At 72.8% G+C, this 23,381-nt stretch carries 24 protein-coding genes and 1 tRNA gene; 9 read left to right on the plus strand and 16 right to left on the minus strand.

Annotated elements, in window-relative coordinates; all coding sequences use genetic code 11:
* Window positions 1–22: 22 nt before the first annotated feature.
* Window positions 23–1,282 carry an amidohydrolase family protein gene (locus AQJ30_RS30605; RefSeq protein ID WP_067240400.1) on the plus strand — a complete coding sequence of 420 codons (1,260 nt, stop codon included), beginning with the start codon at window positions 23–25 and terminating at the stop codon, window positions 1,280–1,282.
* A 170-nt stretch (window positions 1,283–1,452) separates the two neighbouring features.
* Window positions 1,453–2,109, plus strand: a complete 657-nt coding sequence (locus AQJ30_RS30610) for an SDR family oxidoreductase (RefSeq protein WP_067240402.1) — start codon at window positions 1,453–1,455, stop codon at window positions 2,107–2,109.
* Window positions 2,110–2,248: 139 nt separating this feature from the next.
* Here the strand turns inward: AQJ30_RS30610 and AQJ30_RS30615 are convergent, their stop codons facing one another.
* The gene (locus AQJ30_RS30615) at window positions 2,249–2,461 is read right to left on the minus strand and encodes a hypothetical protein (RefSeq protein ID WP_067240403.1); all 213 of its coding nucleotides are present in this window, start codon (window positions 2,459–2,461) and stop codon (window positions 2,249–2,251) included.
* A 98-nt stretch (window positions 2,462–2,559) separates the two neighbouring features.
* Here AQJ30_RS30615 and AQJ30_RS30620 point away from each other — a divergent pair, with 98 nt between their 5' ends.
* Window positions 2,560–2,847 carry a hypothetical protein gene (locus AQJ30_RS30620; protein ID WP_067240405.1) on the plus strand — a complete coding sequence of 96 codons (288 nt, stop codon included), beginning with the start codon at window positions 2,560–2,562 and terminating at the stop codon, window positions 2,845–2,847.
* Window positions 2,848–2,944: 97 nt separating this feature from the next.
* On the opposite strand, the gene AQJ30_RS30625 is transcribed toward AQJ30_RS30620, so the two are convergent.
* Window positions 2,945–3,026 (minus strand) — tRNA-Tyr (locus AQJ30_RS30625).
* A 243-nt stretch (window positions 3,027–3,269) separates the two neighbouring features.
* Between AQJ30_RS30625 and AQJ30_RS30630 the strand changes: the two genes are divergently transcribed.
* A complete protein-coding gene (locus tag AQJ30_RS30630; RefSeq protein WP_067240406.1) occupies window positions 3,270–3,758 on the plus strand; it encodes a YajQ family cyclic di-GMP-binding protein in 489 nt (162 codons plus the stop codon).
* A 110-nt stretch (window positions 3,759–3,868) separates the two neighbouring features.
* Here the strand turns inward: AQJ30_RS30630 and AQJ30_RS30635 are convergent, their stop codons facing one another.
* Entirely contained in the window at window positions 3,869–4,135 is a 267-nt protein-coding gene (locus AQJ30_RS30635) for a GlsB/YeaQ/YmgE family stress response membrane protein (RefSeq protein WP_067240408.1), read from the minus strand.
* Window positions 4,136–4,290: 155 nt separating this feature from the next.
* Here AQJ30_RS30635 and AQJ30_RS30640 point away from each other — a divergent pair, with 155 nt between their 5' ends.
* Window positions 4,291–5,541: an APC family permease gene (locus tag AQJ30_RS30640; protein WP_067240410.1), complete on the plus strand. Its 1,251-nt coding sequence runs from the start codon at window positions 4,291–4,293 to the stop codon at window positions 5,539–5,541.
* A gap of 142 nt (window positions 5,542–5,683) precedes the next feature.
* On the opposite strand, the gene AQJ30_RS30645 is transcribed toward AQJ30_RS30640, so the two are convergent.
* From AQJ30_RS30645 to AQJ30_RS30705, 13 genes are all read right to left on the minus strand, one after another.
* Window positions 5,684–6,280 carry an SMI1/KNR4 family protein gene (locus tag AQJ30_RS30645; protein ID WP_067240416.1) on the minus strand — a complete coding sequence of 199 codons (597 nt, stop codon included), beginning with the start codon at window positions 6,278–6,280 and terminating at the stop codon, window positions 5,684–5,686.
* A gap of 121 nt (window positions 6,281–6,401) precedes the next feature.
* Window positions 6,402–6,794 (minus strand): YccF domain-containing protein, encoded by a 393-nt coding sequence (locus AQJ30_RS30650; protein WP_067240422.1) that lies wholly within the window; start codon window positions 6,792–6,794, stop codon window positions 6,402–6,404.
* Window positions 6,791–7,651, minus strand: a complete 861-nt coding sequence (htpX, locus tag AQJ30_RS30655) for a zinc metalloprotease HtpX (protein WP_067240427.1) — start codon at window positions 7,649–7,651, stop codon at window positions 6,791–6,793. The genes AQJ30_RS30650 and htpX overlap by 4 nt, the downstream gene beginning before the upstream one ends.
* Before the next feature lie 199 nt (window positions 7,652–7,850).
* Window positions 7,851–9,374 carry an NADH-quinone oxidoreductase subunit N gene (locus AQJ30_RS30660; RefSeq protein WP_067240429.1) on the minus strand — a complete coding sequence of 508 codons (1,524 nt, stop codon included), beginning with the start codon at window positions 9,372–9,374 and terminating at the stop codon, window positions 7,851–7,853.
* A complete protein-coding gene (locus AQJ30_RS30665) occupies window positions 9,371–10,945 on the minus strand; it encodes a complex I subunit 4 family protein (protein ID WP_067240436.1) in 1,575 nt (524 codons plus the stop codon). The genes AQJ30_RS30660 and AQJ30_RS30665 overlap by 4 nt, the downstream gene beginning before the upstream one ends.
* Before the next feature lie 6 nt (window positions 10,946–10,951).
* The gene (locus tag AQJ30_RS30670) at window positions 10,952–12,946 is read right to left on the minus strand and encodes an NADH-quinone oxidoreductase subunit 5 family protein (protein WP_067240441.1); all 1,995 of its coding nucleotides are present in this window, start codon (window positions 12,944–12,946) and stop codon (window positions 10,952–10,954) included.
* Window positions 12,943–13,320, minus strand: coding sequence for an NADH-quinone oxidoreductase subunit NuoK (gene nuoK, locus AQJ30_RS30675; RefSeq protein ID WP_067240444.1), 378 nt, complete (start codon window positions 13,318–13,320; stop codon window positions 12,943–12,945). Before nuoK ends, AQJ30_RS30670 begins: the two co-directional genes overlap by 4 nt.
* Complete coding sequence (locus tag AQJ30_RS30680; RefSeq protein ID WP_067240446.1) at window positions 13,320–14,027, minus strand: NADH-quinone oxidoreductase subunit J family protein; 708 nt, start codon at window positions 14,025–14,027, stop codon at window positions 13,320–13,322. Before AQJ30_RS30680 ends, nuoK begins: the two co-directional genes overlap by 1 nt.
* Entirely contained in the window at window positions 14,024–14,788 is a 765-nt protein-coding gene (locus AQJ30_RS30685) for a NuoI/complex I 23 kDa subunit family protein (protein ID WP_079084409.1), read from the minus strand. Before AQJ30_RS30685 ends, AQJ30_RS30680 begins: the two co-directional genes overlap by 4 nt.
* The gene (locus AQJ30_RS30690) at window positions 14,789–15,757 is read right to left on the minus strand and encodes a complex I subunit 1/NuoH family protein (protein WP_067240449.1); all 969 of its coding nucleotides are present in this window, start codon (window positions 15,755–15,757) and stop codon (window positions 14,789–14,791) included.
* The gene (locus AQJ30_RS30695) at window positions 15,754–17,091 is read right to left on the minus strand and encodes an NADH-quinone oxidoreductase subunit C (RefSeq protein WP_067240452.1); all 1,338 of its coding nucleotides are present in this window, start codon (window positions 17,089–17,091) and stop codon (window positions 15,754–15,756) included. The genes AQJ30_RS30690 and AQJ30_RS30695 overlap by 4 nt, the downstream gene beginning before the upstream one ends.
* The gene (locus AQJ30_RS30700; protein ID WP_067240454.1) at window positions 17,088–17,753 is read right to left on the minus strand and encodes an NADH-quinone oxidoreductase subunit B; all 666 of its coding nucleotides are present in this window, start codon (window positions 17,751–17,753) and stop codon (window positions 17,088–17,090) included. The genes AQJ30_RS30695 and AQJ30_RS30700 overlap by 4 nt, the downstream gene beginning before the upstream one ends.
* The gene (locus tag AQJ30_RS30705; protein ID WP_079084420.1) at window positions 17,744–18,136 is read right to left on the minus strand and encodes an NADH-quinone oxidoreductase subunit A; all 393 of its coding nucleotides are present in this window, start codon (window positions 18,134–18,136) and stop codon (window positions 17,744–17,746) included. Before AQJ30_RS30705 ends, AQJ30_RS30700 begins: the two co-directional genes overlap by 10 nt.
* A 195-nt stretch (window positions 18,137–18,331) precedes the next feature.
* On the opposite strand from AQJ30_RS30705, the gene AQJ30_RS30710 reads away from it, so the two are divergent.
* From AQJ30_RS30710 to AQJ30_RS30725, 4 genes are all read left to right on the plus strand, one after another.
* Window positions 18,332–19,543 carry a sensor histidine kinase gene (locus AQJ30_RS30710; protein WP_067240457.1) on the plus strand — a complete coding sequence of 404 codons (1,212 nt, stop codon included), beginning with the start codon at window positions 18,332–18,334 and terminating at the stop codon, window positions 19,541–19,543.
* A gap of 253 nt (window positions 19,544–19,796) precedes the next feature.
* Window positions 19,797–21,164, plus strand: coding sequence for a sensor histidine kinase (locus AQJ30_RS30715; protein ID WP_067240459.1), 1,368 nt, complete (start codon window positions 19,797–19,799; stop codon window positions 21,162–21,164).
* A gap of 287 nt (window positions 21,165–21,451) precedes the next feature.
* Window positions 21,452–22,123, plus strand: a complete 672-nt coding sequence (locus AQJ30_RS30720) for a response regulator transcription factor (RefSeq protein WP_067240461.1) — start codon at window positions 21,452–21,454, stop codon at window positions 22,121–22,123.
* Window positions 22,124–22,308: 185 nt separating this feature from the next.
* On the plus strand, window positions 22,309–23,381 hold a 1,073-nt coding region (locus AQJ30_RS30725; protein ID WP_245727205.1), incomplete at its 3' end, for a 2-oxoacid:acceptor oxidoreductase family protein.

Here is a 23,381-nt window from a genome sequence, read left to right on the forward strand (position 1 = left end):
GTGATCTTGCCCCTGGAGTGCGATGCCCGACAGCCAGCCGCAGCAGCCCCCCTCGTCCTCCTCGCCGGACGCCGCGGGACAGCCGGACCCGACCGCCCTCCTGCTGTGCGGCGCCCGCCTCACCGACGGCCGCACGGTGGACGTGCGGCTGGGCGGCGGACGGATCGAGGCGGTCGGCACCGCGGGCAGCCTGGCCGCCGGACCGGCCCGCGGTTCGCGCGTCGACCTGACCGGCTACCTCCTGCTGCCCGCCCCCGCCGAGCCGCACGCCCACGCCGACACGGCCCTGTCCGCCGACACCGACGGTCCCGTCTCCTACGTCCCCGAGGACGTCCAGCGCCGCGCCACCGAGGCGGCCCTGCTCCAGCTCGGCCACGGCGCCACCGCGCTGCGCGCGCACGTGCGCGTGGGCGACGTGCAGGGCCTGGGCGCGCTGGGCGCCGTCCTGCAGGCCCGGCGCTCGCTGCGCGGCCTCGCCGAGCTGACCACGGTGGCGGTCCCCCGGCTGCTGACCGGGGCGGCCGGCGCGGACGGGCTCGCGATGCTGCGCGACGCGCTGAAGATGGGCGCCTCGGTGGTCGGCGGCTGCCCGGACCTCGACCCCGACCCCACGGGCTACGTGGAGGCCGTCCTGGAGGTCGCCTCCGAGCACGGCTGTCCCGTCGACCTGCACACCGACGCCGCCGACCCGGCCCGCCTCGCGCGCGTGGCGGCGATGGCCGGCGGCCTGCGCCCCGGGGTCACCCTCAGCCCGTGCGGCAGCCTGGCCCGGCTGCCCGCCGACGCCGCCTCGCGCACCGCCGACCAGCTCGCCGCCGCGGGCATCACCGTGGTGTGCCTGCCGCAGGGCGGCTGTGGCGGCGTGGAGGGCCACGGCACGGCGCCGGTACGACTGCTGCGCGCGGCCGGAGTGCGCCTCGCGGCGGGCAGCGGCGCCCTGCGGGACGTGTCCAACCCGGTGGGCCGGGGCGACCCGCTGGAGGCGGCCTACCTGCTGGCCTCCCGCCACGGCCTGCGCCCCGAGGACGCCTACGACGCGGTCAGCACGTCCGCGCGGGCGGTGCTGGGCCTGCCCGAGGTGCGGGTGGAGGCGGGCTTCCCGGCCGACCTGCTGGCGGTGCGCGGCGACCGGCTGTCGGCGGCACTGTCGCTCGCGTACAGCAGGATCGTGATCCACCGGGGGCGCGTGGTGGCACGGACCAGCGCGGTCCGCGAGTACTGCAACTCGGCGGTGGCGGCGGAACTGGGGCTGCCGCGGCAGGGGCGGGGGGAGGTGTCGTAGGGCGGGGTGGGCCGGTGTCGTCCGGAGGCCGGGCGGAGCGGGGTGGGTCGGTGTCGTCCGGAGGCCGGGCGGGGCGGGGCGTGAGGGCGGTCGTCCGGTCATGGGGTGGGAGTTGTGGGCCGCCGGGGGTCGTACGGCGTCGACGGCCATGGGGGCGTACGGTCGGAATCATGCGCATTGTCATCGCTGGTGGTCATGGTCAGATCGCGCTGCGGCTGGAGCGGCTGCTCGCCGGGCGCGGGGACGAGGTCGCGGGGATCATCCGCAAGCCGGAACAGGCTGACGATCTGCGGGAGGCGGGTGCCGAACCGGTGCTGCTGGACCTGGAGTCGGCGTCGGTCGAGGAGGTCGCGGAACGGCTGCGGGGCGCGGACGCGGCGGTGTTCGCCGCGGGCGCGGGCCCGAACAGCGGGGTGGCCCGCAAGGACACCGTGGACAAGGGAGCGGCGGTGCTGTTCGCGGACGCGGCGGTCCGCGCGGGGGTACGCCGGTTCCTGATCGTCTCCTCGATGGGCGCGGACCCCGGGCACCAGGGCGACGAGGTCTTCGACGTCTACCTGCGCGCCAAGGGCGAGGCGGACGCGTACGTGCAGGGTCTGGACGCCCTCGACTGGACGGTGCTGCGCCCCGGTTCGCTGACGGACGACAAGGGCACGGGCCTGGTGCGCCTGGAGGCCCGCACGGGCCGCGGTCCGGTCCCCCGCGACGACGTGGCGAGGGTCCTGGCCGAGCTGCTGGACACCCCGGCGACGGCGGGTCTGACGCTGGAACTGATCAGCGGCTCGACGCCGGTGTCGGTGGCGGTCAAGTCGGTGGCGGGCAACTGAGGACGGCTGCGCGGGTGACCCGGACGGCCCTGGTGGGCCTGATGGCCCTGTGGGCCTGATGGCCCTGGTGGCCCTGGTGGCCCTGGTGGCCCTGTGGGCCTGATGGCCCTGTGGGCCTGATGGCCCTGATGGCCCTGGCTCAGAAGAGGGGCATCTGTCCGGGGATCTCCGGGACGACGTAGCCGTCCAGGGAGGGCTGCACGGCGTCCAGTTGGGCGGGGCGGCGGGAGCCGGGGCAGGAAGTGAGCAGCCCGCTCCCCCGCGCACCGGGCGGGTCGTGCCGGGCGAACCGTCCGGCGACGACGGCGATCTCGCGGCGGCACTCGGGGCAGGTGCGGCGACGGCTGGACATGGAGCCAGTGTGCCGCAGTGGGCCACGCGGGTACGGCGCCGCGACGTGCGCCGCGCTCGCCGCGCGGATGGGCCGGGACCTCCTTAGCATCCGTACTCGTGGCACATACCTTCGAGGAACTCGTGGCGATGCAGCGCGCGGCGGACGAGGCCCATGTGCGGGTCCTCCAGCTGCGGGACAACTACGGCGCCCCCACGGCGTCCCCCTGGTCGCAGACCCAGACGGACACGTACGAGACGGCCTGGCGCGCCTGGCGCGACCTGGCTCGGGACGTACAGGCCACGGTGACCGAGTACGCGAAGGAGGAAGGCAAGTCCCGCATCGAGGTCGAGGCGGAGGTGAAACGCGCGGCCCAGACGCCGGGCAACGGGTCACCCGGGGCGTAGCTCCCGCGACGTGGCGGTCATGTAGGTCCGTCCCCCGTGCACACCGAAAGGCCCCCGCCTCCGCGTCTCCGCAGAAGGCAGGGGCCTCTCGTCCGTGTGGCGGCGCCAGGATTCGAACCTGGGAAGGCTGAGCCGGCAGATTTACAGTCTGCTCCCTTTGGCCGCTCGGGCACACCGCCGGGTTTGCCGCCCTTCGCACTGCTTTTCGGCGGTGCTCCGTGGCAACGACGTAAACAATACCCGATCCCGGGGGGTGCTCCGCCACCCGATTGATCACCACCCGGCACCGGCGAGGTGGCTAGGCTTGTGCGGATGCGGCCCGGGCCCCGACCCGGTCGGCCGGTCGTCCTCACGGACGCCGACGCGCACGCGTCGACATCGATACGCACCGATACGCACCCCGATACAAGGAGCCACAGGACATGGCCGACTCCAGTTTCGACATCGTCTCGAAGGTCGAGCGGCAGGAGGTCGACAACGCCCTCAACCAGGCCGCCAAGGAGATCTCCCAGCGCTACGACTTCAAGGGCGTGGGCGCCTCGATCTCGTGGTCCGGCGAGAAGATCCTCATGGAGGCGAACTCCGAGGACCGGGTGAAGGCCGTCCTCGACGTCTTCCAGTCGAAGCTCATCAAGCGCGGGATCTCGCTGAAGGCCCTGGACGCGGGCGAGCCGCAGCTGTCCGGCAAGGAGTACAAGCTCTTCGCGTCGATCGAGGAGGGCATCTCCCAGGAGAACGCCAAGAAGGTCGCGAAGATCATCCGTGACGAGGGCCCCAAGGGCGTCAAGGCCCAGGTCCAGGGCGACGAACTGCGCGTCAGCTCCAAGAGCCGCGACGACCTCCAGACCGTCATCGCCCTGCTCAAGGGCAAGGACTTCGACTTCGCGCTGCAGTTCGTGAACTACCGCTAGGCGCCGGTGTGCAGGGGGTGGGCACCGCGCGGTGCCCACCCTCTTTCCGTTCCCTTCCGCGCCCGGACCCGGGGACGGGGACGGGGGTCGGCGTCGGCGTTCGCGCGCGTTCAGTCGCGGGAGTTGCCGAACACGATCCGGTAGAGGATCAGCAGCACCAGGGAGCCGCCTATCGCGGACGCCCAGGTCGCCGCGTCGAAGAAGTCCTTGCTGACGGGGTGGTCCAGCCAGCGGGCCGAGATCCAGCCGCCGACGAAGGCGCCTGCGACACCGATCAGGGTCGTGCCCACGAGCCCGCCCGGGTCGCGGCCCGGGAGCAGGATCTTGGCGATGACGCCGGCCAACAGTCCGAGGATGATCCAGGCGAGGATGCTCATGCCCGGGAACCTGCCCTTCTGCCCTGTGCACACACTGTCCCGGGACTGTGGTTCCGGTCCGTGGGGGCGGTGTTCGTCTGCCTGTTCGTACCTTGTTGCCGTGGACGACGCCCTTGCGCGGTCCGGTGGTTCCCCTGGTCAGTAGGGTGCGGCGCATGACACCGTCCGGTTCCGCCGCAGAACTTCGGCGCACCCTGGCGCTCGGGGACGCCGTCGTCATCGGGCTCGGCTCGATGGTCGGCGCCGGCATCTTCGCCTCGCTGGGGCCCGCCGCCCGCACCGCGGGCTCCGGGCTGCTGCTCGGCCTCGCCGTCGCCGCCGTCGTGGCCTACTGCAACGCCGTCGCGTCGGCCCGCCTCGCCGCCGTGTATCCGGCGTCCGGCGGCACGTACGTCTACGGCCGTGAGCGGCTCGGCCCGTTCTGGGGCTACCTCGCCGGCTGGTCGTTCGTCGTCGGCAAGACGGCCTCGTGCGCGGCGATGGCACTGACGGTCGGCGCGTACGTCTGGCCCGGGCGCGCGCACGCCGTGGCGGTCGCGGCCGTGGTGGTGCTGACGGCCGTGAACTACGGCGGCATCCAGAAGTCGGCTTGGCTGACGCGGGTCGTCGTCGCGGTCGTCCTGGCGGTGCTGGCCGGTGTCGTGGTGGTCTGTCTGGGGTCGGACTCCTTCGCTGCGGGACGGTTGGACATCGGGGCCTCCCGGGGCGCCGGCGGGGTGCTGGAGGCGGCGGGCCTGCTCTTCTTCGCCTTCGCCGGGTACGCGCGCATCGCGACTCTCGGCGAGGAGGTGCGGGACCCGGCGCGCACCATCCCCCGCGCGATCCGGCTGGCTCTCGGCATCGCGCTGGTCGTGTACGCGTGTGTGGCGGTCGCGGTCCTTTCCGTGCTGGGTGCGGGTGCTCTCGGGCGCTCCGGAGCGCCGCTGGCGGACGCGGTGCGCGCGGCCGGGGTGCCGGGGTTGGTGCCCGTGGTCCGGGTCGGGGCGGCGGTGGCCGCGCTGGGTTCGCTGCTCGCCCTGATCCTGGGTGTCTCCCGGACCACGCTGGCCATGGCACGGGACCGGCACCTGCCCGGCGCGCTGGCCGCCGTGCATCCGCGGTTCCACGTACCGCACCGGGCCGAGCTGGCCGTGGGTGCGGTGGTCGCCGTCCTCGCCGCCACGGTGGACGTGCGGGGCGCGATCGGGTTCTCCTCCTTCGGTGTGCTGACGTACTACGCGGTGGCCAACGCCTCAGCCTGGACCCTGGAGGCGACGGTCGGGGCGCGGGTGCTGCCGGCGCTGGGCCTGGCCGGGTGCGCGGTCCTGGCGTTCTCACTGCCGGGGACGTCCGTGGCCGTGGGCGCGGGGGTGGTCGCGGTGGGCGTGGTCGGGTACGGGGTGCGGCGGCGGTTCGCCGGGCGTTAGCCAGGGGCGGGTCGCTCCGCGGTCGTTGACCGGGCGTTGGCCGACTCCGGCGTCGGCGCCTGCGCGGTGGACGGTGATGGGTCGGTGGGCGCCGAGGAGGCCGTGGGCGCTGTCCGGTCGGGCGTCGGCCGCGCGGGCTGCGTCAGCCGGCCGTCCGTCGGGCCGTCGGGCTGGATGTCCCGGCAGCGGTGCCCGTGCGTATTCGGAACTCCTCCCACGGCGCCATCTCCGTGTCCTCGTCCATGACGTCGTACCAGCCCGTGCCGTCGACCCAGGCGCGCAGCCAGTCCGTGAGGCGGGGAGCGTCCACGAACCAGGCCTGGTCGGTTTCACCGGGGTTGGGTTCGAAGAGGAGGACCGGAGCGTGCGGGGAGAGGCAGTCGACACAGGCGTACATCGCGCAGCCCCAGTGGGATATCGGCAGGACGCCTTCGGGCCAGGGCCAGTCGGGGTCGTCCTGGCCCCGCTCGCGGTAGGTGAGGTACTGGGCGACGGCGGCGGGCTCACCGGCCGGTGGGCTGTCGAGCAGGGGCAGCAGGCCGTACTCGGGGCCGAACCCGCCGTCTCCTATGCGTAGGTAGAGGTCGGCGAGCAGGGGCGGCAGCGGGAAGCCGAGGGCGGCCTCGGCGCGGGTCAGGGTGTCCGCGTCGACGGACGCGGGCAGGGTGGGCCAGCCCCAGGGGCGGGTGGTGCGGGCCTTGGCCGCCACCCGTTCCAGCAACTGCTCGTTCTCGGTCATGCGTTCATGATGCGGGCCGCCACTGACAGCCGTGCGGGCCTGTGGACAAGTCGGCGGCTGTGGACAACTGGCTGTGATCCGGGGCTGGTCGGACACCTGCCCGCCGGGCTGTGGGGGCTGGTCAGCGTACGGCGAACGGCTCGTCCGTCGGCACGATCTCGCGGCCGAGCGGGAACAGCGAGACCGGGATCAGCTTGAAGTTGGCCACGCCGAACGGGATGCCGATGATCGTGATGCACAACAGCAGCCCGGTGACGATGTGGCCGAGCGCCAGCCACCAGCCCGCGAGGACGAGCCAGAGCACGTTGCCGACGCAGGACGGGGCGCCCGCGTCCCGCCGCTCGACCGTGGTGTAGCCGAACGGCCAGAGGGCGTACACACCGATGCGGAACGCCGCGATGCCGAACGGGATGCCGATGATCGTGATGCAGAGGATCAGGCCCGCCACCAGGTAGGCGAGGAACAGCCAGAAGCCGCTCAGGACGAGCCATATGACGTTCAGGATGGTTCTCACGGGTGACCTGCCATCTTCTCGAGGCGGGCGATGCGCTCCGCCATCGGAGGGTGCGTCGAGAACATCTTCGACAGCCCCTGCCCCGGGCGGAACGGGTTCGCGATCATCATGTGGCTGGCGGTCTCGATGCGGGGCTCCGGGGGCAGCGGGAGCTGCTTGGTGCCCGCCTCGAGCTTGCGCAGGGCCCCGGCGAGTGCCAGCGGGTCGCCGGTGAGCCGGGCGCCGGACGCGTCCGCCTCGTACTCCCGGGAGCGGCTGATGGCGAGCTGGATGAGGCTCGCCGCCAGCGGTCCCAGGATCATGATCAGGAGCATGCCGAGGATGCCGGGGCCGTCGTCGTCGTCCGAGCGGCCGATGGGGATCAGCCAGGCGAAGTTCACCAGGAACATGATCACGGAGGCCAGGGCGCCGGCGACGGACGAGATGAGGATGTCGCGGTTGTAGACGTGGCTGAGCTCGTGGCCGATCACCCCGCGCAGCTCGCGCTCGTCGAGGATGCGCAGGATGCCCTCCGTGCAGCACACGGCGGCGTTGCGCGGGTTGCGGCCGGTCGCGAAGGCGTTGGGCGCCTCGGTCGGCGAGATGTACAGGCGGGGCATCGGCTGACGGGCCTGGGTGGAGAGCTCACGCACCATGCGGTAGAGCCCCGGTGCCTCGAACTCGCTCACCGGGCGGGCGCGCATGGCGCGCAGGGCCATCTTGTCGCTGTTCCAGTACGCGTACGCGTTGGTGCCGAGCGCGACGAGGACCGCGACGATCAGTCCCGTACGGCCGAAGAAGCCGCCGATGACGATGATGAGCGCCGACAGTCCTCCGAGGAGAACTGCGGTCCTGAGCCCGTTGTGCCGGCGGTGCACGGTACGCCCTCCAAGTCGTGCGGCAGGAGAACCCTTTGCTGGTCGATCTGCGGTCCTGTCTGGTGTCACGTCCAGTGGACCCTCCCGTCATGGTCAACGCCAGGCGGAAGTCACGAGTTCCCTTGTACCCGGGCGCACAGGGGTGAGCCGTCCGGGTGACGGCCCCCGGCGGCGCCGGCCGTGCGCGACGTGCCGGCGCTCAGAACAGCGTCGTGTCGGCGAAGCGCAGGACCAGCTGGGGCGCCCCGGACAGGGCGATGCCGACAACCGCGGTCAGCGTGATCGCGGCGGTGAGCGGCGCGGGCACGCGGTGCTTCGCCGGCTCGCCCTCGGGGGCGCGGAACAGCAGCGCCGTCCACTGGAGGTAGTAGAACAGCGCGATCACGACGTTGACGGCCATGACGACGGCGAGCCAGCCCAGGCCCGCGTCGACGGCGGCGGAGAACACGGTGACCTTCGCGAACAGACCGATGATGCCCGGCGGGAGTCCGGCCAGGCACAGCAGGAAGAAGGCGAGGAGCAGCGCCGTGACGGGGTGGGACGCGTACAGGCCGCGGTAGTCGGTGACGCGGTTCTCGCGGGCGGTGCGGCCGACCAGCGCGGCCACCGCGAAGGCGCCGAGGTTCACGGCGGCGTACATGAGGGCGTACGCGAGCGTGGAGCCGACGGCGTGGTCGGCGTCGTCGGAGTAGGCGGCCGCGGCGATCGGCACCAGCAGGTAGCCGGCCTGGCCCACGGAGGACCAGGCGAGCAGGCGTACGGCGCTGTACGCGCGCGTGGTGCGCTGGCGCAGCGCACCGACGTTGCCGACGGTCATGGTGAGCGCGGCCAGCGCGGCGAGGGCGGGGCCCCAGACGTCGGCGTACGACGGGAAGGCGACGACGGTGACGAGGATGAGGCCGGAGAAGCCGACCGCCTTGCCGACCACGGAGAGGTAGGCGGCGATCGGCAGGGGGGCGCCGACGTAGGTGTCGGGGACCCAGAAGTGGAAGGGCACGGCGGCCGTCTTGAAGGCGAAGCCGACGAGGGTGAGGACGACGCCGGTCTGCGCGAGGGTGTGCAGCTGCCCGTCGACGTGCTGGATGCGGTCGGCGACCCGGGTCAGGTGGAGGGTGCCGGTCGTGGCGTAGACGAAGCTGATGCCCAGGAGGCTGACGGCGGTCGCGGTGACGGACGACAGGAAGAACTTCAGGGCCGCCTCGGAGGACCTGCGGTCGCCGTGGCGCAGGCCGACGAGGGCGAAGGCGGGCAGGGAGGCGACCTCCAGGGCGACTATCAGGGTGGCGAGGTCGCGGGAGGCGGGCAGGAGGGCGGCTCCGGCGGCGGAGGACAGCAGCAGGAACCAGAACTCGCCCTCGGGGAGCTCCTTGCGCGCGTCCTTCAGCGCGGTGACCGACAGCAGGGCGGCGAGCAGGGCTCCGCCGAGGACCAGGAACTGGATGACCAGGGTGAAGCGGTCGACGGTGTAGCTGCACGCGTCGCGCGTGCCGGTCACGCAGAAGGTGGAGCGGTCGCCGTCGAGGAGCGGCAGCAGCAGGGCCGCGGAGGCGGCCAGTCCGGCCACCGACAGCCATCCGAGGAGCTGCTTCCTCGCCTCGGGCACGAACAGGTCGGCGACGAGGACGGCGAGGGCGACGACCGCCGCGAGCGTGGGCGGGGCGATCGCGAGCCAGTCGACCGACTGGACGACGGTGCCGGCCAGCGGCTGGGCCAGGGAGCTCATCGGGTGCCTCCTGCGAGGAGCTGCTGCACGGCCGGGTCGGTCAGGCCGAGCAGGGTCCTGGGCCACAGTCCGGCGACGACGGTGAGGGCGACGAGCGGGGTCCAGGCGGCGAACTCGTAGGAGCGCACGTCGGTGAGGGCGGGCGCGTCCTGCGGTACGGCGCCCATGCAGACGCGGCGCACGACGACCAGCAGGTACGCGGCCGTCAGCAGCGTGCCGAAGGCGCCGATCGCGGTGAAGGTGAGGAACGCGGGCCGGCTGAGGTCGGCGGCGGGGCGGAACGCGCCGAACAGGGCCAGCATCTCGCCCCAGAACCCGGCGAGGCCGGGCAGTCCGAGGGAGGCGACGGCGCCGAAGGCGAGCAGGCCGCCGAGGCGGGGCGCCTTGCCGTACAGCGCGGCGCCGGTGCCCTCGGCGAGGGTGTCGAGGTCGGTGGTGCCGGTGCGGTCCTTCAGGGCGCCGACCAGGAAGAACAGCAGGCCGGTGATGAGACCGTGGGCGATGTTGGCGAACAGGGCCCCGTTCACGCCGGTCGGGGTCATGGTGGCGATGCCGAGGAGGACGAAGCCCATGTGGCCCACGGAGGAGTAGGCGATCAGGCGCTTGAGGTCGCCCTTGGCGCCCTGCTTGGCGAGGGCCAGGCAGGCCAGCGATCCGTAGATGATGCCGACGACGGCGAACGCGGCGAGGTACGGCGCGAAGGTGCGGAAGCCGTCGGGTGCAATCGGCAGCAGGATCCGGACGAACCCGTACGTGCCCATCTTCAGCAGGACACCCGCCAGCAGCACCGAGCCCACGGTCGGGGCGGCGGTGTGGGCGTCGGGCAGCCAGCTGTGCAGCGGCCACATCGGGGTCTTCACGGCGAGTCCGACGCCGATCGCCAGAACGGCGATGACCTGCACGGACGTGCTCAGCGACCGGCCGTTGTCAGTGACGAGTGCCACCATGTCGAACGTGCCCGCCCTCAGGCCGATGAGAAGCAGGCCGAGCAGCATGACCACCGAGCCGAGCAGCGTGTACAGGATGAACTTCCAGGCGGCCGCGGTCCGGCCCTCGCCGCCCCAGCGGGCGATGAGGAAGTACATCGGGATCAGCACCATCTCGAAGGCGAGGAAGAACAGCAGCAGGTCGAGGACGGCGAAGGTGGCGAGGGTGCCGGACTCCAGGACGAGCACCAGGGCCACGAAGCCCTTCGCGCTGGGGCCCGCGGGCATCTTGAAGTAGCTGTAGAGCGCGCTCAGGAACGTCAGCAACGCCGTGAGGACCACGAGGGGGAGGGAGATGCCGTCGATGCCGAGGTGGATGCGCACGTCGAGTGCGGGGATCCAGCTGATGTCCGTGCTCGCCTGGATCCTCGACGGATGGTCGTGGTCGAAGCCGAGCGCGAGGACGATCGCGGCGACCAGGACCGCGCCGGTGACGGTCACGCCGTGCCGCAGCACGGCCTGCTCGGGCGACTTCCCCTTCAGTCCGGGCGGGGCGGGCAGGAGGGCGGCGGCCGCGCCGAGGAGCGGCCCGACGACGACGAACGCCAGGAGGAACTGCATCACGGACTCGTTGATATCGATCACGCCTGCTCACGCTCCCGTGGCGACGAGGACGGCGGCGACCGCGAGGACGACGGTGCCGGCGAGCAGCGCGCTCACATAGGTCTGCACGTTGCCGGTCTGGGCACGCCGTACGGCGGCGCCCAACCAGCGGGGTAGGACGCCCGCACCGCGGACGTAGGTCTCGACGACCTCGCGGTCCAGGAACCGCACCAGCGAGGCACCGGCCAGCACCGGCCGCACGAAGAGCGCCGTGTAGACGGCGTCCAGGTGGAAGCCGACGGCCGCGTGCCGGTGCAGCGGGCCGAGCAGCAGCCGCCCGGGGTCGGCGGGGTCGGGCGCCGAGGCCACGTCACCGTACGCGGGCGCGTGCGTGGCGATCGCCTCGGCCTCGACCTGGCCGGCGTCGCCCTCGGGGTGGGCGGCGACCGCTCCGAGCGGCACGCGCGCGGCGAGCCCGGTGAGGTGCCGCCAGGCCGCGTAGGTGACGAGGCCGCCGATCAGGGCGACCCCGGTGCCGAGCACGGACGTGGTCAGGGTCGGGGCGAGGTCGCCGCCGTCGAACCAGTCGGGGAGCGTGCGGTAGGCGAGCCCGCCCAGGGCGAGGGACGGCACGGCGAGCACCCACAGCACGACGGTCATCGTCAGCGGCTGGCGGCCGTGGTCGGGGGCCTGCGCACCGTGTCCGCGGAACGCCAGCAGCCACAGACGCGTCGCGTAGGCGGCGGTCAGGAAGGCGGTGACGAGACCGGCGACGAGGACGATCCAGCCCGTCGCGGCGGGCACGTGCCCGGTGTGACCGGCCGTGACGTGCTCGGCGGCGCCGAGGACCGACTCCTTGGAGAAGAAGCCGCTGAACGGCGGGATCGCGGCGAGCGCGAGGAGCGCCACGGTCATCGTCCAGTAGGCGTCCGGGACGCGGTCCCGCAGGCCGCTCATCCGGGACATGGCGGCGAGCGAGTTGGTGCCGGCGGCGTGGATGACCACGCCGGCCGCGAGGAACAGCAGCGCCTTGAAGGCGCCGTGGGACAGGAGGTGGAAGACGGCGGCACCCCGGTCGCCGACGGCGAGGGCACCGGTCATGTAGCCGAGCTGGCCGATCGTCGAGTAGGCGAGGACGCGCTTGATGTCGTCCTGGGCCAGCGCGGCGAGCCCGGACCCGGTCATCGTGACCGCGGCCATGACGGCCATGACGACCATCGCGGCGGCGGACGCCTCGAACACGGGGAGGAGCCGGGCGATGAAGTAGACACCGGCGGCGACCATCGTCGCGGCGTGGATCAGCGCGGAGACGGGCGTGGGGCCGGCCATCGCGTCGGGGAGCCAGGTGTGCAGCGGGAACTGCGCCGACTTGCCCGCCACACCGGCCAGGAGCAGCAGCGCGATCACCGTCGGGTGGTCGAGGCCGCCGTGCGCGACGGTGCCGAGGACCCGGGTGATGCGGAACGACCCGGCGTCGGTGCCGAGGGCGAACAGGCCGATCAGGAAGGGCACGTCGCCGAGCTTGGTGACCAGGAAGGCCTTCAGGGAGGCGGCGCGTGCTTCGGGGGTCTCCCAGTAGTGGCCGACCAGGAAGTACGAGCAGATGCCCATGACCTCCCAGCCGACCAGCAGGACGATCAGGTCGCCGGAGTAGACGACCAGCAGCATCGCGGAGGTGAACAGCGACACGAGGGCGGCGTACGACGGGTAGCGGGGGTCGTCGCGCAGGTAGCCCGTGGAGTAGATCTGCACGCAGGAGGCGACCAGGCCGACGAGGACGGCGACCAGCGCGGCGAAGCCGTCGATGTGCAGGGCGAGGTACACCGGGACGGAGCCGGTGGGGGTGAGTTCGGTGGCCGCGTCGACGGCGGCGTCCCCGCCCTGGCGCACGGCGACCAGTACGGCCAGGACGAAGGCGGTGAGCGTCGGCAGGACGGCGAGCGGGCGCACGAAGCCGGGTGCGGTGCGGCCCAGCAGCAGGCCGGCGACGGCGCCCAGGAACGGCAGGAGGGGGACGAGGACGGCGAGGGTGGTCGTGGTCACGCGGTGGCCTCAGCCTTCTCCGCCGCGGGGGCGTCGCCGTCGGTGCCGCTCCCGTGGCCTTCGGCGGTGTCACGGAGCTTGTCGATGTCCGAGGTGCCGCGGTTGCGGTACACGGCGAGGACGATCGCCAGGCCGATGCCGATCTCGGCGGCGGCGATGGCGATCGTGAACAGGGTCAGGGCCTGACCGGAGTGCAGGGTCTCCTCGGCGGTACGGCTGAGCCAGACGTCGAAGGCGACCAGGTTGAGGTTGACGGCGTTGAGCATCAGCTCGACCGACATCAGGACCAGGATCGCGTTGCGGCGGGCGAGGACGCCGTACACGCCGGTGCAGAAGAGGAGGGCGGACAGGACGGCGGGATAGGCGAGGTGCATCAGCGGGCGCCTTCCTGCTCGGTGGGGCGGTGTCCCCCGGACGGGTGATTCCGGGATTCCGGGACGACAGGGGAACCGCCGGCCGAGGCCCGGGAGTTCACAGGGGGAGAGCTCTTCTCCGCCCTGGCCTTGCGGGACAGGACGATCGCGCCGACCAGGGCCGCGAGGAGGAGGACGGAGAGGGCCTCGAAGGGCAGGACCCAGTGCTGGAAGAGGCTCGCTCCGGTGACCTCCGTGGAGCCGGCGGCCGGGCCGTCCAGGTCGATCCAGGTGGTGCGGAAGGCGTCGACGACCACCCAGACCAGCGCGGCCGCCGCGGCGACGGCGACCGCGAGGGCGGCCCAGCGGTTGCCGGAGTCGGCGTCCGGGGAGCGGCCGATGGGGGCCCTGGTGAGCATCAGACCGAACAGGAGGAGGACGACGACGGAGCCCACGTAGATGAGGACCTGCACCCAGGCGATGAACTCGGCGGTGAGCAGGAGGTATTCGACGGCGAGCCCACCGAGTGCGACCACCAGCCAGAGGGCGGCGTGCACCAGCTGCCTGGTGGTGACGGTGACGAGGGCGGCGCCGAAGGTGAGCAGGCCGACGAGGAGGAAGGCGATCTCCACACCGGTCGGTGAGAGGAAGCCGTGGGCGGCGGCGGCCAGGGGCACACCGCTCGGACCGGGGTGCGCCGTCACGGCCGTGGCGAGGGCGTAGGTCATTCCTGCCCCTCCTGCTTCGGCCGGGGCGAAGTGCCGGGCTGGGCGGGGGCGGACGGGTCCGGCTGAGGCCGGTCGTCCGCGGCAGACCGGTCCGAGGGCGGACCCGCGAGCCCGCTCGTGGGCGAGCTCGACGGGCGGGGCTGGTCGGTCTGCTGCTGCGAGTCGCCCTGGGCCCGGGTGGGGCCCTCGGCGGCGCGGGCCTGCTCGTCCGCGAGGGGTTCGGTGACCGGCGGGGCCTGCTGGGCCGCGAGCTTCTCGGCGGTCTTGCGGGCGGCGGCGATCTCCTTCGGTTCCTCGGCACCCGGGTCGAGGGCCGGCGGGGCCGGCACGGTCCACATCCACTCGCGCAGCTTGTCGCGCTCGTGGGTGAGCTCGCGGATGTCGGTCTCGGCGTACTCGAACTCCGGGGACCAGAACAGGGCGTCGAAAGGACAGACCTCGATGCAGATACCGCAGTACATGCACAGGGAGAAGTCGATGGCGAAGCGGTCGAGGACGTTGCGGCTGCGTTCGCGGCCACCGGGCGTCGCCGCCGGGACCGTCTCCTTGTGGGAGTCGATGTAGATGCACCAGTCGGGGCACTCACGGGCGCACAGCATGCAGACCGTGCAGTTCTCCTCGAACAGGCCGATCACCCCGCGGGTGCGGGGCGGGAGGTCGGGCTGGGCGTCCGGGTACTGCTCGGTGACCGTCTTCCTGGTCATCGTGCGGAGGGTGACGGCCAGGCCCTTGGCGAGGCCGGAGCCGGGGATGGGGGCCATTTAGGAGATCACCACCTTGACGATGCCGGTGAGGGCGATCTGAGCGAGGGAGAGGGGGACGAGGAGGGTCCAGGAGAACTTCTGGAGCTGGTCCTCGCGCAGGCGGGGGTAGGTGACGCGCAGCCAGATCACGACGAAGGCGAGGATCGCGGTCTTCAGCAGGGTCCAGACCCAGCCGAGGCCGTCGGCGCCCCAGGGGCCGTGCCAGCCGCCCAGGAAGAGAACCGTGGTCAGGCCGCACAGGACGACGATCCCGGCGTACTCGGCGAGGAGGAAGAGGGCGAAGCGCAGGCCCGTGTACTCGGTGTAGGCACCGAAGATGATCTCCGAGTCGGCGACGGGCATGTCGAACGGCGGCCGTTGGAGCTCGGCGAGGCCGGCGATGAAGAAGACGAGGGCACCGGTGATCTGCCACGGCAGCCACCACCACTCGAAGGCGTCGACGATGCCGGGCAGGGAGACCGTGCCGGCGGCCATCGCCACGGAGGCGGCGGCGAGCAGCATGGGCAGTTCGTAGGACAGGAGCTGAGCGGCGGTGCGCAGGCCGCCGAGGAGGGAGAACTTGTTGGCGGATGCCCAGCCGGCCATCAGTGAGCCGAGGACACCCACGCCCATCACGGCCAGGACGAAGAACACGCCCGCGTCCAGCACCTGGCCGACGGCGCCCTCGCCGGGGCCGATGGGGATGGCGAGCAGCACGAGCAGGTAGGGCAGCAGCGCCACGGCGGGGGCCAGCTGGAAGATGCGGCGGTCCGCACCCGCCGGGACGACGTCCTCCTTCTGCGCGAACTTCACACCGTCGGCGATGAGCTGGGCCCAGCCGTGGAAGCCGCCGGCGTACATCGGGCCGAGGCGGCCCTGCATGTGGGCCATCACCTTGTGCTCGGTCTGACCGACGATCAGGGGGAAGGTGAGGAAGACGACGAAGACGATCAGGAGTCGCAGGGCGACGTCGAGAGCGTCGTTCACTGCTGGCCTCCTGGGGGGTCCTTGGGGGTTTGGGGGGCTCGGGGCGCTTTGCGCTCTTGGGGGGAAGGGTCGGGCGCGTGGGCGGTGCCCGGGGCTTCTTCCGGTTCAGGGGCTTCGGTCGCCGGGGGTTCGGGGGCGGCCGGGGGTTCGGGGGCGGAGGTCGGCTCCGGTGCGGGCGTCGGCTCCGATGCGGAGGTCGGCTCCGGTGCGGGCGTCGGCTCCGGTGTGGAGGCCGGCTCCGGTGCGGGCGTCGGCTCCGGTGCGGGCTCGGGCTGGGCCTCGTCGCGGGGCTGTGCCTCGGGGTCGGGTTCGTCGAAGGCCGGGCGAGCGTGGTGCCACGGGGCGTCGGCGCTGCGCGGGGGTGTCGCCGGGCGGGGCGGGGACGCGCCGGGGGTCGCGGGGCCGTCCTGGGCACGCTGGGAAGCGGAGCCCTGGGATGCGCTGCGGGCACGGCGAGGTCCGGACGGGGCGGCCGGAGCCGCGCCGGTGCCCTCGCCGGTGGGGGCGGCGGGAGTTTGGCTGGCCGAGCCCTGTGCGGCCGTGCGGGTGCGCCTCGGTGCGGGGGCAGGTGCCGTACCCGCACCCGTCTCTGTGCCTGCGCTCGCGCCCGTACCTGCACGCGCACCGGCACCGGAACCGGCAGCCGTGTCCGCCGCGGGCGTCGCCTGGCTCGCTGAGCCCTCCGCTGTCGTGCGGGTGCGGCGGGGCGGGCGGTCCGTGGTGGGGCGGGGTGCGGTGCGGGTGGGGCGGGCGGGGACCGGGGGGAGTTGGCCCTTGAGGGGGCCCCACTCGTTGGGGTCGGGGACGCCCGGGGGGAGCATCTGGCGGCGCTTGGGGCCGCCGTGGTCGGACTCGCCGGGTTCCTTGGCGCCGGGCCAGGCCTTGGCGACGCGGGCGGCGAGGACGAAGTCCTTGCGCAGGGGGTGGCCCTCGAAGTTGTCCGGGAGGAGGAGGTGGTCGAGTCCCGGGTGACCGGTGAAGTCGACGCCGAACATCTCGTGGGTCTCGCGCTCGTGCCAGGCGGCGCCGGAGTAGACGTCCACGGCCGACGGCAGGGTCGGTGCGGCGTGCGGGACGGTGGTGCGCAGCAGCAGGCGCCGCAGCGGAGTGAGGGAGGCGAGGTGGGCGCAGACGCGGAAGCCGACGCCGGGTTCGTCGACGGCGCTGAGCCAGTCGAAGTAGGTGCAGGTCAGCTCGTCGCGGGCGGTGCGCAGGGCCTCGAGCCAGGCGGTGGGCGGGACGTCGACGGTGAGGACGGCGTAGGACTCCTCGGCCGTGGCGTCGGGGCCGAAGAGCTGCTCGGCGGGGGCCGGCAGCCAGCCGACGGTGGTCATCGGGCCTCCCCCGCGCCATTGCCGGGGGCGGGCGGCATGACCAGGTCGGACTGGAGGGCGGCGACGGAGGGGCGGGCGGGGGTGCCGTAGCGCTCGCCCAGGGACTCGCGCGCGATCTTCTCCTGGAGCTTGAGGATGCCCTGGAGCAGGGCCTCGGGGCGCGGCGGGCAGCCGGGGACGTAGACGTCGACCGGGATGATCTGGTCGACGCCCTTGGTCACGGCGTAGGAGTCCCAGTAGGGGCCGCCGCAGTTGCTGCACGCGCCGAAGGAGATGACGTACTTCGGCTCGGGCATCTGCTCGTACAGGCGCTTGACGGCGGGGGCCATCTTGTCGGTGACCGTGCCGGAGACGACCATCAGGTCGGCCTGGCGCGGGCCCGGCGCGAAGGGGATCACGCCGAGGCGGATGAAGTCGTGGCGGGCCATGGACGCGGCGATGAACTCGATGGCGCAGCAGGCCAGGCCGAAGTTGAAGACCCAGAGCGAGTAGCGGCGGCCCCAGTTGAGGACGACCTTCATGGGCTCGGGGGCGAGTCGGGCGAGCGAGCCGAGCCGCTTGGGCTCGGGCAGCAGCACCGGCTCGGGGGCGGGGTGCGGTCCCGGCGCGGTCTCCGGCGGGGTGGCGGCCGGGCGCGCGTCGGCGGACGGGTTCACGTCCATGCCAGGACACCCTTCTTGTATGCGTACAGCAGGCCCACGGTGAGGAAGCCGAGGAAGATGAACATCTCCACGAGCGTGGCCGCGCCGTAGCCGGGCGCGGCGAACACCGTCGCCCACGGGAAGAGGAAGATCGAGTCGACCGCGAAGATGACGTAGAGGAAGGCGTAGACGTAGTAGCGGACCTGGGTGTGGGCCCAGCCCTCGCCGACGGGGTCGACACCGCACTCGTAGGTGAGGAGTTTCTCGGGGGTGGGCACCACCGGGCGCAGCAGGCGTCCGGCGCCGAAGGCGACCGCGACGAACAGCACGCCCACGACGGCCAGCAGGCCGACGACCGAGTACGACTCGAAGTAGCCCGCCGCGACGACGGTCGGCTCCCGCAGCGTCTCCCGCAACGTCCGCCCCTCGCTCCCTGCCCTCGACACGTTCGACGATCCGTACGCACGCGAGTCTAGGGCCTGCTAAAGGGAGCGTAAGCAGCCCGTCGCACCTCGGGGTGCGGGGGTGGGGTTTTCCCCCGTCCGCCCGGGCGGCGAACTCCATGGCGCGCGGCTCCGGCGCGCGGCACGCTAACGCGTATGACCGCACCCGCACCCGCACCGGCCCTCGCCCCGCAGCGGGGCGCCGCGCCCGGCGCCGACGCTCCGCTGCCCCCGCCCCGCCTCGCCTACGACGCGCAGACCTGGAAGGAGATCGCCCATCTGCTGGCGAACCTGCCGCTGTCGCTGGCCGGGTTCGTCTACGTGATGACGGTGACCTTCACGGGCGCCATGCTGAGCCTGACCGTGATCGGTCTGCCGCTGCTGGCGCTCGGCCTGATGGGCGCGCGGCTGATGGGGCGGGCCGAGCGGGCGCGGGCCAGGGCGCTGCTGGGGGTGCGGATCGAGGAGCCGAGCCCGTTGCCGCTGCGCCGGGCGGGCGGTCTGCAGGGGATGTGGCTGGTCCTGAAGGACCCGGTGGGCTGGCGGACGATCCTGTACGACCTGATCCGGCTGCCGTGGGGCATCCTCACCTTCACGGTGGCGCTGACCTCGCTGTTCGTGCTGTGGCCGGTGCTGCCGTTCCTGGCGCGCGGGCTGACCAACGCCGACCGGGCGATGGTGCGGGCCTTGCTGTCGCCCTCCGACGAGCTGGAGCGCCGTATCGCCGAACTGGAGTCGGACCGGGGGGTCGTGGTCGACACCGCGGCGGCCGACCTGCGGCGCATCGAGCGCGACCTGCACGACGGCGCGCAGGCCCGGCTGGTGAACCTCGCGATGGGGCTGGGCCTGGCCAAGGAGAAGCTGCTCGAGGGACAGGCGGACGACCAGGTGGCCGCCATGGTCGACGAGGCGCACGGCGAGGTGAAGCTCGCGCTGCAGGAGCTGCGCGACCTGGCCCGCGGCATCCACCCCGCCGTCCTCACCGACCGCGGCCTGGACGCGGCGCTGTCCTCGGTCGCGTCGCGCTGCACGGTGCCGGTGAAGGTGACGGCCGACCTGCCGGCGCGGCCGGCCGCGGCCATCGAGGGCATCGCCTACTTCACCGTCTCGGAGCTGCTGCAGAACATCAGCAAGCACAGCGGGGCGCGGCAGGCGAGCGTGGAGGTGTGGCGCTCGGACGACCGGCTGCTCGTGCAGGTCTGGGACGACGGCCACGGCGGGGCGAGCCTCGATGCCGGCAGCGGCATGCGGGGGCTCGCGGAGCGCCTCGACGCGGTCGACGGCCTGTTCGTCGTGGACTCCCCGCCCGGCGGTCCGACGACGGTGACGGCCGAGCTGCCCTGGCGGGACCGCACCGAGCAGCCGTGAGCGGGGGCCGTGAGCGGGGCCGTGGCCCGCGGCCCTGAGCGGGGTCCTGGCGGCAACGACCGTGGTCGCGGGGTGGGGAAAACCCCCGGGTCGACAGGCCGACGGACCGCATGGTCCGCGGGGCGCCGGTCGAGGAGGCTGGAGGTACGAGGCCACCCGGACGGGCAGTCCCCGGCACGACCGGCACACGGCACACGGCACACGGCACACGAGCACCGAACGAGCGGCAGACGAGCAGAAACGGACCACGCCGATGACCACGGAGTACGGACGGTACGCCGAGCACTACGGGCCGGCGCGCGAACCCGCGGGCCAGCGGGGACGCGAGCGGGGCCACCTGCTGCCCGCCGGGCTGCGGGCGCCCTTCGAGGGGCGCAGCTGGCGCGAGTTCGCGTACGTGCTGACCAGCCTGCCGATCAGCGTCGTGCTGTTCACGTACGCCGTGACGATGGTGGCGCTGGGCGCGGGGCTGCTGGTGACGTTCCTCGGCGTGCCGGTGCTGGCGGCGGCGCTGGCCGGCTGCCGGGGCTTCGGGACGCTGGAGCGGGCGCGGGCGCGGGGGCTGCTGGGGCTGGAGGTGGCCGAGCCGGAGCCGTTGCGGCCGCGCGGGCGGGGGATGTTCGCGTGGATGGGGGCGGTGCTGAAGAGCGGGACGTCCTGGCGGCACCTGCTGTACGCGGTGCTGCAGCTGCCCTGGTCGACGTTCTCGTTCGTGGTGGCGGTCAACTTCTGGGTGTACGGGTGGGCGCTGCTGACGTACCCGCTGTGGTTCTGGGTGTTCCCGATGTACGGCGGGCAGGGCGGGCTGCAGCTGTACGGGGACGCGCAGCACAGTGTGTACCTCGACAACCCGTTCGAGATCGCGGTGACGGCGGCGGTGGGCCTGCTGTTCACGCTGGCCACGCCGTGGATCGTGCGGGCGCTGACCACGGTGGACCGGCTGATGGTGCACGGGCTGCTCGGCCCGTCGAAGCTGGCGTCGCGGGTGGTGGAGCTGGAGTCGGGCCGGGGGGTCGTGGTGGACACCGCGGCGGCCGACCTGCGGCGCATCGAGCGCGACCTGCACGACGGCGCGCAGGCCCGGCTGGTGAACCTCGCCATGGACCTCGGGCTCGCGAAGGAGAAGCTGCGCGAGGACCCGCAGGAGGCCGCGCGGATGGTGGACGAGGCGCACGGTGAGGTGAAGACGGCGCTCCAGGAGCTGCGCGACCTGGCCCGCGGCATCCACCCCGCCGTCCTGACCGACCGTGGTCTGGACGCGGCCCTGTCGTCGGTCGCCTCGCGCTGCACGGTGCCGGTGCGGGTGGAGGTGGACCTGGCGGAGCGGCCGGCGCCGGCCATCGAGGGGATCGCGTACTTCACGGTGTCGGAGCTCCTGCAGAACGTCAGCAAGCACAGTGGCGCCCGGGGTGCGTCCGTGGAGGTCTGGCGGGCCGGCGACCGGCTGATGGTGCAGGTCGTCGACGACGGCGCCGGCGGGGCCGACGCGGCCAAGGGCTCCGGTCTGGCAGGGCTGGCCGGACGGCTGGACGCGGTGGACGGGATCCTGGTGGTGGACTCACCGGCGGGCGGACCCACCCGGGTGACGGCGGAACTGCCGTGGCGGGGCACGGTGGGGTGAGCCGTCCCAGGGTGAGCGTCGCGGGATGAGCGCCGCGGGCTGAAGGTCGTCGGGCGTGCGAGGGGCGGTCGGGGCGGAAGTCCCCCGACCGCCCCTCGCACGTCGCGCCGGCCGCCCCTGTACGCCTCCGTCCTCCATGCGTCCCCCCTACGTCCCTCCGGTCACCCCACCCCCGCCGGTTCTCCTTTCTGTCCGGACCCGTTTGCTGGGATGCTGGGACCCACCCCGGGCGGGTCGCGTGACGGGAGTCGGCCCGGTGGGGACGCCGGTGCGGGGGGACACAGATCGTGGAGGACAGGGTGCGGGTCGTCATCGCCGAGGACTCGGTGTTGTTGCGTGAAGGGCTGACGCGGCTGCTCACCGACCGCGGGCACGAGGTCGTCGCCGGGGTCGGGGACGCCGAGGCGCTGGTGAAGACGATCACCGAGCTGCACGCCGAGCAGGCGCTGCCCGACGTCGTCGTGGCCGACGTGCGGATGCCGCCCACGCACACGGACGAGGGCGTACGGGCCGCGGTACAGCTGCGGCGGACGCATCCCGGGCTCGGGGTGCTGGTGCTGTCGCAGTACGTGGAGGAGCGGTACGCCACCGAGCTGCTCGCCGGTTCCAGCCGGGGCGTCGGTTACCTGCTGAAGGACCGGGTGGCCGAGGTGCGCGAGTTCGTCGACGCGGTGGTGCGCGTGGCCGAGGGCGGTACGGCGCTGGACCCGGAGGTGGTCGCGCAGCTGCTCGGGCGCAGCCGGAAGCAGGACGTGCTCGCGGGGCTCACCCCGCGGGAGCGCGAGGTGCTGGGCCTCATGGCCGAGGGACGCACCAACTCGGCGATCGCCAAGCAGCTCGTGGTGAGCGACGGCGCCGTGGAGAAGCACGTCAGCAACATCTTTCTCAAGCTGGGGCTGTCCCCGAGCGAGGGCGACCACCGCCGGGTGCTGGCCGTGCTGACCTACCTCAACTCCTGAGACCCGGGACGACCCCGTACCGGAAGGTGAGACGTAGGGGTGTCGGTCGGCCGGAAGGTGAGACGTAGGGGTGTCGGTCGGGGCGAATGGCCCGGGAAGGCGACCCTTACCGACGTAGGGTTGAACGTGGGACGGCCTTCGGGAAGGCCGCTCCCCGACAGCCGCCTCGAGGGAGGTCCAGTTCAGTGACCAGTCAGGTCAGCAGCCCAGCGGAGCAGGCCGACGGAACCGTCGTGGGAGAGCAGCGCAAACCGGCCGGGACCAAGGACGTCCGTCGCCTCGACCGGGTGATCATCAGGTTCGCGGGCGACTCCGGTGACGGCATGCAGCTCACCGGTGACCGTTTCACGTCGGAGACGGCCTCCTTCGGGAACGATCTGTCCACGCTCCCCAACTTCCCCGCCGAGATCCGCGCCCCCGCCGGCACCCTCCCCGGCGTCTCGTCCTTCCAGCTGCACTTCGCCGACCACGACATCCTGACCCCGGGCGACGCGCCGAACGTCCTGGTCGCCATGAACCCCGCCGCGCTGAAGGCGAACATCGCCGACGTGCCGCGCGGCGCCGAGATCATCGTCAACACGGACGAGTTCACCAAGCGGGCGATGCAGAAGGTCGGCTACGCGGCCTCGCCCTTGGAGGACGGCTCGCTCGACGGCTACCACCTGCACCCGGTGCCGCTGACGACGCTGACCGTGGAGGCCCTGAAGGACTTCGACCTCAGCCGCAAGGAGGCCGAGCGCAGCAAGAACATGTTCGCGCTGGGCCTGCTGTCGTGGATGTACCACCGGCCGACCGAGGGCACGGAGAGGTTCCTGCGGACGAAGTTCGCGAAGAAGCCGCAGATCGCCGAGGCGAACATCGCGGCGTTCCGCGCGGGCTGGAACTTCGGTGAGACGACGGAGGACTTCGCCGTCTCCTACGAGGTGGCGCCGGCCGCGCAGGCGTTCCCGGTGGGCACCTACCGCAACATCTCCGGGAACCTGGCCCTCGCCTACGGGTTGATCACCGCCTCGCGCCAGGCCGACCTGCCGCTGTTCCTGGGCTCGTACCCGATCACCCCGGCCTCGGACATCCTGCACGAGCTGAGCCGGCACAAGAACTTCGGTGTGCGCACATTCCAGGCCGAGGACGAGATCGCGGGCATCGGCGCGGCGCTGGGGGCGGCGTTCGGCGGGTCGCTCGCCGTGACCACGACCTCCGGGCCGGGCGTGGCGCTGAAGTCGGAGACGATCGGCCTGGCGGTCTCGCTGGAGCTGCC

The sequence above is a fragment of the Streptomyces longwoodensis genome, from assembly GCF_001514125.1.
Taxonomy (GTDB): domain Bacteria; phylum Actinomycetota; class Actinomycetes; order Streptomycetales; family Streptomycetaceae; genus Streptomyces; species Streptomyces longwoodensis.